The following is a 13,316-nucleotide window of genomic DNA, read 5'->3' on the forward strand; positions in this document are numbered from 1 at the left end:
TTGCGCGCCTCGCCCGCCAGGTTGACCGGGCTCTGGAAGACGTTGAACGCGAACACAATGCCGCTCGTCGCGACCGCGGTCAGCACCGACGACCAGCCATACGGCGCGAAGGTCGCGTTCGACGCCGTACCGAGGTTTTCCGAATGGAAGCTCGACAGCATCAGACCGGCAATCGTCAGGCCCGGAATCAGGAACTTGAAGATCGTGATGACCGTGTTCGCGCGCGCGAACGCCTTCACGCCCCAGTAGTTCAGCAGGAAATAGATCACCACGAGGACGGCCGACAGCAAAAGGCCGGGTGTCGTCAGTTCGCCGTTGACGAACAGGTTATGCGCCCATTCGTATGGCCAGGTGCTCATGTACTGAATCGACGCTTCCGCCTCGATCGGAATCACCGATACGATCGCGATCCAGTTTGCCCATGCACTGATGAAGCCAACCAGCGAGCCGTGCGAGTAGCGCGCATAGCGCACCATACCGCCCGACTCCGGGAACATGGCGCCCAGCTCGGCGTAGGTCAGCGCAATCGCGAGAATCACGACCGCACCGATGATCCATGCGCAGATGGCTGCCGGGCCGGCAATCTTTGCGGCCTTCCACGCACCGAACAGCCAGCCCGAGCCGATAATCGAACCCAGCCCTGTCAGCATCAAGGCAAACGGGCCGATGTTCCGTTGAATAGAACTCTTCACTTCCTCTCCTGTGTCTCGAAAAGCATGGTCGGCCTGCAATCCGGGATCGGCTCGGGTTGCACCGCGCACGCAATCTTTGGGGGATCGATCACCCACTCGGGATAACCCTGTCCTCGCCGGGCGTAGTGTACCGGTTGCACCTTAAGATTTGCTTCCAGATCGATCGGCCCCTACAAAATTTCCGTGACTTTCACAAGCTTCTCAAAACGCAACCTCGGCAATAACCCTAATAAGTTGAAAATACGGTTGACCGCATCCCAAATTAGCCGTATAAAGATCTACGCAGGATTTCAAGTGGCGAGTGAATTGGTCTTTCGTAGTTCGCCCATCAACGGTACTCCGGTTGGTCCCATTACCCCCTTCCTTGATTTTCCGCATCCATGGGCTTCGGCCCCGTTTTATCTTTTTAGGAATAAGTAACATGGCAACCGGTACCGTCAAGTGGTTCAACGACGCAAAGGGCTTCGGCTTCATCACCCCGGAAGGCGGCGGCGACGATCTGTTCGCGCACTTCTCGGAAATCCGCACCGAAGGCTTCAAGACGCTGCAAGAAAACCAGAAGGTCGAATTCGAAGTGAAGACGGGCCCGAAGGGTCTGCAAGCTGCGAACATCCGCCCGCTGTAAGCTCAGCGCGAGATTTCGTCTGACGACAAAAGCCCCGCTTCGGCGGGGCTTTTGTTTTTTCCGGCCAATATCCGGCGATGACGTGAATCAGGACGCGATGCCGCCGGCGGCGCAAACCGATCCGGCGCCACCGGTCCCGCGCTACCCGCTCATTCAGCCAAACAGTCGCTGCGCATGAATGCCGAGGCCTGTCGCAACGCTCGCGAGACGGTCGCCGAATACCGGCTGCGCATCGGGGAACGCCGATGCGAGCGCGCCCGACAAAAAGGCGAGCCCGGTCGAACCGCCCGTGAAGTAAAGCGCACCGACATCGCGCGGCGCAATGCCCGCCAGCCGCACCGTTTCGCGTGCGGCATCGACGATGCGGGCGGTATCGTCGCGGCTCGCATCGACCAGTTGCTGCGCGTCGAACGCGAGTTGCAGATCCTCTTCGACGTCGTTGAGGTCGATCATCGTCTCTCCCCCCGCCGCCACACCGATTTTCGCCTCTTCGGCGCGTGCCGTCAGCGCATGGCCGAGACGCAATTCGACCACCCGCGCGAGACGCTCGAATTGCCGCGGGTCGCGATACAGGTGCCGCATCAGCTTGAGTTCGCCGAACCGCTTTGGCGTGTAAACGGTATTGATCAGATGCCAGGTCGCGAGATCGAAGTAGATCCGGTTCGGCAGCTCACGCCCCTCCGGATCGAGCGACCGATAGCCGAATGCCGGCAGAATCGACGACAGCTCGACGCGCCGGTCGTAGTCGGTGCCGGCAACGTGCACGCCATGGTGCGCGAGCACGTCGTCCTTGCGCTCGAGCCGCTGCATCCGCTCCGGGCCGACCCGCACCAGCGAGAAGTCGGACGTGCCGCCGCCAATGTCGGCGACCAGCACGAGACGCTCGGCGGTCTGGCGCGATTCGTAGTCGAATGCGGCAGCAATCGGCTCGTACTGGAAATGCACGTCGCTAAAGCCGACCGTGCGGGCGGTAGCTTCGAGCTGATCCTGCGCGAGGCGGTCCGCGCGCGGATCGTCATCGACGAAAAAGATCGGTCGGCCCAGCACCGTGCGGCCAATCGGCGCACCTGCGCACGTTTCGGCTTTCTGTTTCAGATGACGCAGGAATCGCGCGATGATTTCGGTATATGCGATTCCGGAACCGTCGCCGAGATCCGTCGTCGTCTCGGCGAGCGGCGAGCCGAGAATGCTTTTCATCGAGCGCATCAGACGCCCGTCGAAACCGTCGATGTACGACGCGAGCGCCGCGCGGCCGTATTCGAGCGTGGCTTCGTCGTTGTTGAAGAAAATCGCGGTCGGCAGCGTCTGGTGGTCGCCCTCGACGGGCGCGAGCCGCATGCCGTCGCCGTGCGGCAGCGCCACGGCAGAATTGGACGTGCCGAAATCAATCGCGCAATAAGTCATGGGAAGATGCGGCCGCATGGCCGGCGCGAGAACGGAAAGGACGGGCTTTTTATCATGAAGCCCGCGGGATCACAACCGGGGCCGCCCGCAGCCCCGGCCGCGCGCCATCATGCCACGGCGTCGAAACCCTTTTTCCACGCGCCCGCATAAACCACCTCGCCGATCGGATGGCGGGTGCGCGGCGCCTTCTCGCGTTCGCGCAGCACCGGATCGAGCTTGTCGACCTCGCCGTAGTGGCCGATCGAGATGATCGCCGGGATCGCAACGTCCGCCGGAATCGTGAACGCGTTGCGGAATGCCTTCGCGTCGAAGCCGCTCATCTGGTGCGCGGCCAGCCCCAACGCATGCGCCTGAAGCACCAGCGACATCGCCGCGGCGCCCGCATCGTACAGCGCGGTCTGGTTCGTCTCGCCCTTCGCGGTGAGCGTGTGCGCAGTCACCGCGATCAGCACCGGCGCCGGTGCGTTCCAGCCCTGGTTGAACGGCACGAGCGTCGCAAATGCGCGCTTGAACGCGGTTTCGTCCTGCGTGCGATCGAATACGAGGAAGCGCCACGGCTGCGCGTTGTATGCGGACGGCGCCCAGCGCGCCGCCTCGAGCACCGCATGCAGATGCTCGGCGCTGACCGGTGCGTTCGAATAGGCGCGCGGGCTCCAGCGGCCCGCAATCAATTCATGAATCGAAACAGTGGTAGGAGCAGGTTTGACAGACATGCAGATCCTCTCTGACATCGATGAAGGGGCGCGAGCGCCTGGCGAAACGCAAGCATAACCGCTTGCGGCGGTGCGCGCCCAATCCTGCCCGCCAATGCAAATCCCCATGCCTGAAAAGCACGGGCCGCGCGGCAACTGCACGCCGTCGCGGCGTCCCGATCAAGCGGCCTGCGCGGTCGCGCGCGCCGTGCCGCGGTTGATGCGCAGCACGATCAGCGCGCCGACGATGCACAATCCGCCCGAGATCATCGACGCAACCGTATAGGTGCCGAGACTCGCGCGCAGCATTCCCGCGCCAAGTGCCGCGAACGCCGCGCCGAGTTGGTGTCCGGCGACGATCCAGCCGAACACGACCGGCGCGGCCGCCTTGCCGAACACGTCGGTCGCGAGCCGCACGGTGGGCGGCACGGTCGCGATACAGTCGAGACCGTAGAACATCGCGAACAGCGGCAGCCCGAAGAAATCGATGCCGAACGCGTGCGGCAGGTAGATCAGCGACAGCCCGCGCAGCCCGTAATACCAGAACAGCAGCACGCGGTTGTCGTAGCGGTCGGACAGCCAGCCCGACAACGTCGTGCCGAACAGGTCGAATATGCCCATCGCCGCGAGCAGCGATGCGCCCTGCACCGCCGTCATCCCGTAGTCGCCGCACATCGCGATCAGGTGAGTCCCGACGTATCCGTTGGTGCTGGCACCGCAGATGAAAAAGCTGAAGAACAGCAGCCAGAAATCGCGCGACCGGCTTGCGGTCAGCAGGGTGCGGAATGCGACCGCGAGCGGGTTTTCCTTGGTAGCGTCGGCGGCGGCCGGCGCATCGGCCGGTTCGCCGTACGGCCGCAGCTGGACGTCGGCCGGACGTTCAGGCAGCAGTAGCGCGACGAGCGGAATCACGACGGCAGCCGCGACTGCGACGACCAACACGACGGGACGCCAGCCGTGCCGCTGCGCAATGGCTGCAAGCATCGGCAGGAACACGAGCTGGCCGGTCGCCGTGCTGGCGGTCAGGATGCCCATTACCAGACCGCGTCTCGCATGGAACCAGCGCGTGACGAAGGTCGCGGACAGCGTCAGTGCGACCACGCCTGTCGAACTGCCGACCATCAGGCCCCAGATCAGGATCATCTGCCAGCTTTGTGTCATCAGCGAGGACAGTGCGACGCCCGCGCTCATCGTCGCGAGTGCGGTGAGGATGGTCGGTCGCAGGCCGAAGCGCTGCATCGCCGCGGCGGCAAATGGTCCGGTCAGGCCGTACAGCGCGATGTTGACGGAAATCGCGAGCGAGATTGCGCCGCGGCTCCAGCCGAGTTCGCGTTCGAGCGGCACCATCAGGACGCTTGGCGTCGCGCGCGTGCCGGCTGCTGCCAGCAGGATCAGGAATACCACTGCCGCCGCGAGCCATCCGTAGTGGAATCGCCCGCCGATTCGTGTCGCTGCCCAGTTCATGTTCGCATTCCCCAGTATCAACCTAATGTCGACCCGACTTGGCGCTTTAGCGCTTAGTCGGGTCCCATGCATCGCGGTCGACGCACCCCGACCAACCGCAATGTTACCGATCGGTAACAAGTCTGTTGCGATCGTAGTGACCAGTCGGTAACATGTCAAGCAAATCACACCGCCAACGAGGGCATCATGTCGGGCACCGACACCGCCAAACCCGAATCACGACGCACGCGCAGGCCGATCGCGGGCGCGACCGCGCATGAGCACCTGCTGCGCGCAGCCGAGGAACTGTTCTATCGGGAAGGGGTGCGTGCGGTCGGCGTCGACGCGGTCGTCGAGCTTGCGGGCGTCAACAAGATGAGCCTGTACCGCCAGTTTTCGTCGAAGGACGAGCTGATCCTGGCCTATCTGGACCGGATGGATGCGTTCTTCTTCGAGCGCTTCGACACGAGTATCGCGAAGCATCCCGGCAATCCGAAGGCGCAGTTGATCCAGTATTTCGTCGATCTCGCCGAGCGCGCGTCGCGCAAAGACTATCGTGGCTGTCCGTTCGTCAACGTTGCCGCGGAATTTCCGGACGCCGCGCATCCGGCGCGCGAGCGCGTCGCGCAGAACAAGGAACAGCTGATGGCACGGCTCGTCGACTTGTGCGAACGCGCCGGCGCACGCGAGCCGCAAACGCTGGCCGATTCGCTCGCGCTCGTCATCGAAGGCATCTACGCGGCGAGCCAGACCTACCGGCACGGCGCGACGCCGATCGCCACCGCGCCGGCACTCGTCAGGCAACTGATCGAAGCCGCTTGCGGCTAGTCGCTGGAAGCGGCAACCCCGAATCGCAACCGCATCCGTCATCGTCCAGACGAAAAACCGCCGCCGCGCTCGCTACAATGCCGGCTTTGCCGCCCTCACCGCCCTGCCATGACCGACACCGCTCCCGCCTCGCACGACGATATCCTCGCCGCCACCCGGCACTGGCTCGCGCGCGCGGTCATCGGGCTCAATCTGTGCCCGTTCGCGAAGAGTGTCTACGTGAAGGATCAGGTGCGCTACGCGATCAGCGAAGCGACTACGCTGGAGGAGGCGCTCGTCGATCTCGAAACCGAATTGCGTGCACTCGAAGCGGCCGATCCACAGCAGGTCGACACGACGCTCGTGATCTATCCGCACGCATTCGCGGATTTTCTCGACTACAACGACGCGCTGTTCTTCGCCGACCGTCTGGTGCAACAGCTGAAGCTCGACGGCATGTTGCAGATCGCCAGCTTCCATCCGCAGTATCAGTTCGAAGGCACCGGGCCGGACGATATCGAGAATTACACGAACCGCGCGCCATATCCGATCCTGCACCTGCTGCGCGAGGACAGCATCGCACGCGCCGTCGACGCGTTTCCGGATGCGTCCGCGATCTACGAGAAAAACCAGGACACGCTGCGTCGTCTCGGCCACGACGGCTTGCGCGACTGGATGAACCGCTCCGGCGACGACGTCTGAGCGCACGGCCCCGCATCGGCATCCGAGGCGCCGGCCGGCCATGCCTCGGCGCACCGAACGCCTAACGCAGTCGCGCCGGACGCCCAGCGACATTCATCCCCGTCGCCGCGCGCGTCAACCCTCGACCGGCACGGCTTCCTCGCCGGCCGGCGTTGCACCGCCCGGCACGAAAAAGCGCTCGCGCAACTCGGCGAGGCCGAACATGTCGAGAATCTCGTTCAGCCGTTCGCTCGGCCGCCGGCGCGGCAGGTTCTTGTACTGCGCGATGATCAGCTCGTTCTTCATCGAATGCTCCCAGCCGACCAGCTCGGTCACGCTGACCTGATAACCGTGCGCCTCGAGCTGCAGGCAGCGCAGCACATTGGTGATCTGGCTGCCGAATTCGCGCGTATGCAGCGGGTGGCGCCACACCTCGGTCAGCGCGCTGGCCAGCGACTTGCCCTTGTGCTTGCGCAGCACGCCCGCGATTTCCGCCTGGCAGCACGGCACCAGCACGATATGCCGCGCATGCTTCGCGAGCGCAAAGCGGATCGCATCGTCGGTCGCGGTGTCGCACGCGTGCAGCGCCGTGACGACGTCGATCGTCTCGGGCAATTGCGGCGACGCGATCGAATCGGCAACCGACAGGTTCAGGAACGACATGCCGCCGAAACCCAGCCGCGCGGCGAGCTCGGTCGAGCGCGTCACGAGTTCTTCGCGCGTCTCGATACCGTAGATGTGCGACAGGCGCGCCGCGTCGCCGTGCTGCTGCTTGAAGAACAGGTCGTACAGGATGAAGCCGAGATACGACTTGCCCGCGCCGTGATCGGCGAGCGTCACGCTGCCCTTGTCCGCCAGCACGCTTGCGAGCAGCGGCTCGATGAACTGGAACAGGTGATAGACCTGTTTCAGCTTGCGGCGGCTGTCCTGATTCAGCTTGCCGTCGCGCGTCAGGATGTGCAGTTCCTTCAGCAGCTCGATCGACTGCTCCGGACGGATTTCGTAGGTCTTGTTCGACATGATGATGCGGCGCCGGGCCGCGCGCAGTCGATGCGCGCCGCCCGGCGGCGGGAAAACGTGAGCAATGGCGTCAGTTTACCGAAAACACGCGCACTCAACCGCGCGCGCCGAGCCGCCACAGCGACGTGACTTCGGCGCGGCGCGCGGCGTGGAGCGGATCGTCGGCGTCGGCGGCCTTCGGATGCACCGGACGGATGTCGTCGCGGCCGAGCACGACCAGGCCCGCCTCGTCGATCCATTGCAGCAGCACGTCGCGCGTGCGCAGCCCGAGATGCTCGGCAAAATCGGACAGGATCAGCCAGCCTTCGCCGCCCGGCTCCAGATGCGCGGCGAGCCCCGCGAGAAAGCCGCGCAGCATCCGGCTGTCGGGATCGTAGACCGCATATTCGATCGGCGAGCTCGGGCGCGCCGGCACCCACGGCGGATTGCAGACGACGAGCGGCGCACGGCCCGCCGGAAACAGGTCGGCCTGAATGACATCGACCTGCGCCGCGTAGCCGAGCCGTTCGATATTCTCGCGCGCGCATGCGAGCGCACGCGGATCCTGATCGGTCGCGACGACGCGCTGGATGCCGCGCGACGCAAGGACGGCCGCGAGCACGCCCGTGCCGGTACCGACGTCGAACGCGAGCGCACCGGCAGGCAGCGGCGCACGCGCGACGAGATCGATGTATTCGCCGCGCACGGGCGAGAACACGCCGTAATACGGATGGATCGATGCGCCGAGCGCAGGAACCGGCACCCCTTTCTTGCGCCATTCGTGGGCGCCGACGAGGCCGAGCAGCTCCCGCAGCGACACGACGGACGGCGCACCGCCCGGGCCGTACGCCTCTTCGCAAGCGGCGCGCACGTCGGGCGCGCGGCGCAGCGGAATCGTATAGTCGGCGTCAAGCGGGATCAGCAGCATGCCGAGTGTGCGGGCGCGCTGCGACTGCGCAAGGCGGTGGAGATTGAACGCGTCGACGCCGCTCGCCGCCTTCGCCTTCTTCGGCTTGCGGTCGATACGGCGCGCCATCGCCTGCACGAGCTGGCGAGCGTTCTGGAAATCGCCCTGCCAGACGAGGGCCGTGCCCTCGCAGGTCAGTCGGTAAGCGGCATCGGCGTTGATGCGGTCGTCGGCGGGCACCGCGCGCTTCGGCGGCGGCAGGCCGGCTTCGGAACGCCAGCGCGCGGCATGGTCGACGCCTGCGGCGTCGGTCCAGTGGAAAAGGGGAGAATCGGTCACGCGAACTCGGCAACGGTTGGCTGGATGCGGCGCTTCAATCGCGCCGCGCGGACGACACCATACCCTGCTTTGCCCGGCGCGGCAAAGCAGGCCTGGCGATACATTCTGCGCCGACGCGCCGGCCGCCCCGCTCCGGTACGCACTAGCCGCCCCACCCCGGCGGCAGCGCCGGCAGGCGCAGCATGCCGGCGTCCGTGAAACGCACGGTGCCGAGCACGCCGCCCGCGAGGCGGCCGCGCAGCGCGTACGGCATTTCGCCGGCCGACGCGGCGTCCGCGAAACTCCACGCCTGCCGCGCGGCATTGAATGCGGATACGCTGACCGGCACGTCGAGCACCGCTTCGCCGAACCGCGGCACGGCCCCCGCGCGATCGCTGACGCCGCTCGCAAACGGCTTGCCGTTCAGTTCCAGATCAAGCGCAATGCCGTTGTATTCGATCGGGGTGTCATTCGGGTTCTGCACGCGCAGCTTCACATTGAAGCGCATCTCCAGATCCTGCCCGGCGATCGGTTCGAGCCCCGCAACAGTCACGCGCACCGGATCGCGGGTCAGGCTCGCGCACCCGCCGAGCATGATGACGGCGACGAACAGTGTCAGCACGGCGCGCAGCGACGCTCGAGGGCATAACGTACGTTGCATGAGCGGTCTCCCGGAGCGAACGATCGTGACGGCATTGTACCGGCCTCGCGCTCGACGTCGATTGGCTCCGTCGCCGCGCCGGCTGCGGCGACGCCGTATCACGCCCTGCCTTTCGAAGGATCGATCGCGACGGAGGAGCGCCCTGCTTCCCACGCGCACCGGCAATCGGCACAATCAGGCGTCGGCATCCGGGCGGCTTGCCGCAACAACAAAAAGTCGCCGCCCGCCTTCACAACACATACCGGAGATATCAGATGAAACCCTCGAAGTTGCTGCTGTCGAGCGCCCTGCTTGCCACCGCCCTCGGCTTCACAGCCGTCGCGGCCCACGCGGAAGACCTGCTGGACTCGGTCAAGAAGGCCGGCGTGCTCAAGGTTGGCCTGGAGGGCACCTACCCGCCGTTCAACTATCGCGCGAACAACGGTCAGCTCGAAGGGTTCGACGTCGATGTCGCGAATGCCGTCGCGGGCAAGCTCGGCGTCAAGACGCAGTTCGTTCCGACCGAGTGGAGCGGCATCATCGCCGGCCTGCAGGCCGGCAAGTTCGACGTGATCGTCAACCAGGTCACGATCACCCCGCAGCGCAAGGAAGTGCTCGACTTCAGCGTGCCGTACACGTACTCGGCGGCGCAACTGATCCAGCGCGCGGACGACAAGCGCGATTTCAAGTCACTCGATGATTTCAAGGGGAAGAAGCTCGGCGTGACGCTCGGCACCAACTACGACCAGATGGCGCGAGCCGTTCCGGGGATCGAGGTGCAGACCTATCCCGGCGCGCCCGAGAAGCTGCGCGACCTGGCGGCGGGCCGGATCGAGGCCACGCTCGACGATCGCCTGATGCTGCCCTACATGATCAAGACGTCGAACCTGCCGCTGCGCGCCGGCGCCGTGGTGAACGGCGGCAAGCAGGAAATGGCGATCCCGTTCCGCAAAGGCAACCCGAAGTTCGCGAAGGCGATCGACGACGCGCTGAATTCGCTGCGACAGGACGGTACGTTGAAGAAGATCTCGACGCGCTGGTTCGGTTCGGACGTCACCCAGCCGGTCGGTCAGTGATGCATCCGGCTTGTTGATGCGCGATGCCGCTCGATTTTTTCGGCGGCATCGCGCATACCGGCATCCGTCGACGACACTCACGGCGACGCTCGATTGGCGCAGCATGCAACGTGCGCGCCGCGTCCGATCGCGGCAGGATCAGGCGGCCTCGCCGAAGCGCGCAAGCAGCGCCCAGCCGTTCGGGGTCAGCGCCGGACGGGGCACGACAGCTTGCACGCGGCGCGGCGCGTCGTCCACGAGCCGTTGCTCGACGAGCACCGCGTACGCAGGATTCGACAGGTCGACGCTGTCATGCGCGCGGGCAATACGCAGCAGCATCGAGAATTCATGCGGACTCAACATGGTCCAGATCTCCAGTCTCCGGCGATTCGCGATGAACCGCTTTCGATTCTCCAGGGTGTGAAACGGCACGCGGGCGCATTCGGTTCGCAGGTTGCACGCGGCACGCATCGCGGAGGCACTTCGATCCAGCACGGTTGTGTAGACGAACCGGAGGAGACCGGCCGGCCACACCGCGACGAGCGGTGACAACATAATGGGTCTTCATGACGTACACGTGAAAATGTTGCGTCATGCTGCAATCGGCGTTGGCCGCAGCCATACGCTGCGGCGAATTCGCCTGGACGCGACGCGCGCGCTACTGGGCGCGCATCGATACAGGCCTGTCCTGCAGGATCGCCAGCGCAAGCGCTGCGAGACCACACACGGCGATGAGCGTCAGCAGCGCGGCCTTGCCGACGTTGACCAGCACCCAGCCGCCGATCGACGGAAAGCCGAACACGCCGAGGAAATACGACGTGACGAACCATGTTAACGCGGCTCGTCGGTGCGGCGCTCCGGAATCACTGACCGCCTGCGCCTGAATGAGCGGATAGACAAGACCGTAGCCGGAACCGAGCAATACCGCGGCCGCTGACTGGAACGATGCATGGTAGGGCACCCCGAACATCGCGACGATGCCGAGCACCATCATCATGAGCAATCCCTTTGTCGCGACTTCCGGACGCGCGCTGACGACGAGTCGCGAAAGCAGCCCGCGCACCACCACCACCGTCATCGTGTACAGACTGAAGAATGTGCCGGGATGAGCCTGAGTGCCGCGCACGAGGGACATCTGAAACGTCATCAAGCCGGAGAACACGCAGGCGCCGAGCGCGATCATCGCAATCGGAAATACCGCACGCGTACGGGCAATTGCGCCAATTTCGCGCAGCCATCGTTCTCGTACCGGCGATACGGGCGGGTGCGGAGAAAGCCGGCCGAACGTCTCGAGCGCCAGTGACGCGATCACGCACAGGCCGCCAATGACATAGAGCGTGACGCTAATCGGCCAGTGCAGCGAGCGAATGGCGAATGCCGCAAGCGCCGGGCTTGCGCCGATACCGGCCATTTGAAATGTCGAGAAACGGAAAAACCACAATCCGCGATCCGTATCGCTCGTTCGTTCGACGAGCGACATCGGTGCTGCAAGGTGGAACACGCCCCAGCCGAATCCAACGAGGAACCCGGGCAGCAGACCGACTGCGCCTTTCTGCTCGACGAGCGCGAAACCCACAACACCGGCACCGACACAAAGCGCGGCGAGCGCGGCCATCCGCGTGGCGCCGAGATGCTGCGAGAACCAGCCGACGAGCGGCACGCCGACAAACGTACCGGCCATCGCTCCGGCGAGCGCCACGCCGGTATCGAGATCGCTTCCGCCGATCGACCTGAAGCGCATCGACAGCAGAAAGGTCGCCCCGTATCCGCCTGCGGTGAGCAGGGTCCCGATGAGAAAAAGCAACGCACGGTTTGGGCGCATGGCGGGCATCCAAGTCACCGGTGATGATCGGGGAATTATCGATCGCCGGGGCGGTATGTGCCAGCCCCGAGTGGTGTTGTCGGATTTTTAGGCACGGAGCCGTGTGGCGCCTGTCGCCTCTTTCGGCGGTTGGCTCGTGCAGCCAATCTGGTATCGGTTCTTGTTGCGGAAATCGGGCTGGCAGAGAGTCATGTCATCTTCCGCCGGAATTGCTGAACCGGGCACGCCGGATGAATGCATGCGCGAGGGCAACTGTCGATGAAGTTCCTGGTACGTCCGAAAAAAGCGGGCCCCATTTCCGGGCCCGCTTCGGCATTGGTCGGCTGCCGGACTCCAATAGTCGTCCAATCACACGATGCCGATCCATCTCGCAAAAACCGGCGCCGGCGATCACCTGACGGTCTTGTCATGCGAACAGTCGTCACCCAATGTTCACGCACCGTCTAGTTCGCGCACCATCATCTCGAGCAGATGGTTTCGCACCATCACGGCGCCCGAAGACGCAGGCGCTGCGGCAGCTGCGATCAGATGCGAGAGTTGGGAAAGTGCCGCGCGCGGCGGCAGCCCACCGGACACGATCCACTGCCCGGTGCGCGCGGATGGCATCTGACAGGCATGGCCGGCAAACAGCACAAGTGCGGTGCCGGACGCAGAAGGCCTGCGTGCAATCGCCCGATTTGCGCCGACGCAGTTCCAGCAGAACGTGGAGCCCGCCGGGCGTGAAGGCTTGACCATATGAACGACAACATCGGCGTCGTGATTGTCCGGCGCGACGGCAAGTGCCCAGGCGAGCGATCCGTCCAGCGTCGGCAAGGATTCGATCCACGTCTGCGCCTGGGACGCATCGTAACCCCACAGCCTGAGGGCGATACGAAGCGGCGCATGGTCGATTCGTTCGCGGATCTCGTGTCGCGTGGTGTCGAGATTGTTGTACTCATGGCTCTGCTTCGTCATGGTGTCGGTGCCCTCCGTTGCATTGGAACCAGCAGTCTGTGACGCGATTGGGACAATCACTGTCCTGAACGCGAGCGACGCGCGCACAGCCCGATCAGGACATGAAATGTCCGCGTTCGGCTTTATAGTCGTCGGCTCAGTGCGGGGGACAATCCTCCGGCAAACCGCGTCGCACATTTCCCATGTTGCTGGCGTGACCGCGCCGCCGGCGCAATCGAAAGGTGAGCACATATGCAGCACGAAGATTTCACGGGAGCATCGGCGGAAGCAATTGCAC

The 13,316-nt window shown here is 64.6% G+C and carries 14 protein-coding genes; 4 read left to right on the top strand and 10 right to left on the bottom strand.

Annotation, left to right across the window (positions count from 1 at the left end; translation table 11 throughout):
• Positions 1–692 (bottom strand): APC family permease (locus KH616_RS04015; RefSeq protein ID WP_292237215.1); only part of this gene is annotated, 692 nt, incomplete at its 3' end.
• A 421-nt stretch (positions 693–1,113) separates the two neighbouring features.
• On the opposite strand from KH616_RS04015, the gene KH616_RS04020 reads away from it, so the two are divergent.
• Positions 1,114–1,317, top strand: a complete 204-nt coding sequence (locus KH616_RS04020; protein ID WP_292237217.1) for a cold-shock protein — start codon at positions 1,114–1,116, stop codon at positions 1,315–1,317.
• A gap of 153 nt (positions 1,318–1,470) precedes the next feature.
• On the opposite strand, the gene KH616_RS04025 is transcribed toward KH616_RS04020, so the two are convergent.
• The 3 genes from KH616_RS04025 to KH616_RS04035 all read right to left on the bottom strand — a co-directional run bounded on the left by KH616_RS04025 (position 1,471) and on the right by KH616_RS04035 (position 4,877).
• A complete protein-coding gene (locus tag KH616_RS04025) occupies positions 1,471–2,721 on the bottom strand; it encodes an Hsp70 family protein (RefSeq protein WP_292237219.1) in 1,251 nt (416 codons plus the stop codon).
• A gap of 107 nt (positions 2,722–2,828) precedes the next feature.
• Complete coding sequence (locus tag KH616_RS04030) at positions 2,829–3,434, bottom strand: nitroreductase family protein (protein WP_292237221.1); 606 nt, start codon at positions 3,432–3,434, stop codon at positions 2,829–2,831.
• 159 nt (positions 3,435–3,593) lie between these two features.
• On the bottom strand, positions 3,594–4,877 hold the full coding sequence (locus KH616_RS04035) for an MFS transporter (protein ID WP_292237223.1): 1,284 nt from the start codon (positions 4,875–4,877) through the stop codon (positions 3,594–3,596).
• Between the two features lie 186 nt (positions 4,878–5,063).
• On the opposite strand from KH616_RS04035, the gene KH616_RS04040 reads away from it, so the two are divergent.
• Positions 5,064–5,684 carry a TetR/AcrR family transcriptional regulator gene (locus KH616_RS04040; RefSeq protein ID WP_292237225.1) on the top strand — a complete coding sequence of 207 codons (621 nt, stop codon included), beginning with the start codon at positions 5,064–5,066 and terminating at the stop codon, positions 5,682–5,684.
• 108 nt (positions 5,685–5,792) lie between these two features.
• Entirely contained in the window at positions 5,793–6,365 is a 573-nt protein-coding gene (locus KH616_RS04045; protein ID WP_292237227.1) for a DUF1415 domain-containing protein, read from the top strand.
• A 114-nt stretch (positions 6,366–6,479) separates the two neighbouring features.
• Here the strand turns inward: KH616_RS04045 and KH616_RS04050 are convergent, their stop codons facing one another.
• The 3 genes from KH616_RS04050 to KH616_RS04060 all read right to left on the bottom strand — a co-directional run bounded on the left by KH616_RS04050 (position 6,480) and on the right by KH616_RS04060 (position 9,229).
• Positions 6,480–7,364, bottom strand: coding sequence for an SAM-dependent methyltransferase (locus tag KH616_RS04050; protein WP_292237229.1), 885 nt, complete (start codon positions 7,362–7,364; stop codon positions 6,480–6,482).
• Between the two features lie 94 nt (positions 7,365–7,458).
• A complete protein-coding gene (locus tag KH616_RS04055; RefSeq protein ID WP_292237231.1) occupies positions 7,459–8,589 on the bottom strand; it encodes a class I SAM-dependent methyltransferase in 1,131 nt (376 codons plus the stop codon).
• Between the two features lie 142 nt (positions 8,590–8,731).
• Entirely contained in the window at positions 8,732–9,229 is a 498-nt protein-coding gene (locus tag KH616_RS04060; RefSeq protein WP_292237233.1) for an LEA type 2 family protein, read from the bottom strand.
• A gap of 254 nt (positions 9,230–9,483) precedes the next feature.
• Here KH616_RS04060 and KH616_RS04065 point away from each other — a divergent pair, with 254 nt between their 5' ends.
• Positions 9,484–10,284, top strand: coding sequence for a transporter substrate-binding domain-containing protein (locus tag KH616_RS04065; protein ID WP_292237234.1), 801 nt, complete (start codon positions 9,484–9,486; stop codon positions 10,282–10,284).
• 138 nt (positions 10,285–10,422) lie between these two features.
• Here the strand turns inward: KH616_RS04065 and KH616_RS04070 are convergent, their stop codons facing one another.
• From KH616_RS04070 to KH616_RS04080, 3 genes are all read right to left on the bottom strand, one after another.
• Positions 10,423–10,626 carry a hypothetical protein gene (locus KH616_RS04070; RefSeq protein ID WP_292237236.1) on the bottom strand — a complete coding sequence of 68 codons (204 nt, stop codon included), beginning with the start codon at positions 10,624–10,626 and terminating at the stop codon, positions 10,423–10,425.
• A 295-nt stretch (positions 10,627–10,921) separates the two neighbouring features.
• Positions 10,922–12,085 carry an MFS transporter gene (locus KH616_RS04075; protein WP_292237238.1) on the bottom strand — a complete coding sequence of 388 codons (1,164 nt, stop codon included), beginning with the start codon at positions 12,083–12,085 and terminating at the stop codon, positions 10,922–10,924.
• Positions 12,086–12,517: 432 nt separating this feature from the next.
• Positions 12,518–13,039, bottom strand: a complete 522-nt coding sequence (locus KH616_RS04080) for a hypothetical protein (RefSeq protein ID WP_292237240.1) — start codon at positions 13,037–13,039, stop codon at positions 12,518–12,520.
• Positions 13,040–13,316: the final 277 nt, after the last annotated feature.

Source organism: Burkholderia sp. (assembly GCF_018375725.1).
Lineage (GTDB): Bacteria > Pseudomonadota > Gammaproteobacteria > Burkholderiales > Burkholderiaceae > Burkholderia.

What these genes read in the sequence shown, in the direction of transcription:
- KH616_RS04020 (WP_292237217.1), top strand. Translation starts at nt 1,114, where the DNA reads ATGGCAACCGGTACCGTCAAGTGGTTCAACGACGCAAAGGGCTTCGGC.
- KH616_RS04025 (WP_292237219.1), bottom strand. Translation starts at nt 2,721, where the DNA reads ATGACTTATTGCGCGATTGATTTCGGCACGTCCAATTCTGCCGTGGCG.
- KH616_RS04030 (WP_292237221.1), bottom strand. Translation starts at nt 3,434, where the DNA reads ATGTCTGTCAAACCTGCTCCTACCACTGTTTCGATTCATGAATTGATT.
- KH616_RS04035 (WP_292237223.1), bottom strand. Translation starts at nt 4,877, where the DNA reads ATGAACTGGGCAGCGACACGAATCGGCGGGCGATTCCACTACGGATGG.
- KH616_RS04040 (WP_292237225.1), top strand. Translation starts at nt 5,064, where the DNA reads ATGTCGGGCACCGACACCGCCAAACCCGAATCACGACGCACGCGCAGG.
- KH616_RS04045 (WP_292237227.1), top strand. Translation starts at nt 5,793, where the DNA reads ATGACCGACACCGCTCCCGCCTCGCACGACGATATCCTCGCCGCCACC.
- KH616_RS04050 (WP_292237229.1), bottom strand. Translation starts at nt 7,364, where the DNA reads ATGTCGAACAAGACCTACGAAATCCGTCCGGAGCAGTCGATCGAGCTG.
- KH616_RS04060 (WP_292237233.1), bottom strand. Translation starts at nt 9,229, where the DNA reads ATGCAACGTACGTTATGCCCTCGAGCGTCGCTGCGCGCCGTGCTGACA.
- KH616_RS04065 (WP_292237234.1), top strand. Translation starts at nt 9,484, where the DNA reads ATGAAACCCTCGAAGTTGCTGCTGTCGAGCGCCCTGCTTGCCACCGCC.
- KH616_RS04070 (WP_292237236.1), bottom strand. Translation starts at nt 10,626, where the DNA reads ATGTTGAGTCCGCATGAATTCTCGATGCTGCTGCGTATTGCCCGCGCG.
- KH616_RS04075 (WP_292237238.1), bottom strand. Translation starts at nt 12,085, where the DNA reads ATGCGCCCAAACCGTGCGTTGCTTTTTCTCATCGGGACCCTGCTCACC.
- KH616_RS04080 (WP_292237240.1), bottom strand. Translation starts at nt 13,039, where the DNA reads ATGACGAAGCAGAGCCATGAGTACAACAATCTCGACACCACGCGACAC.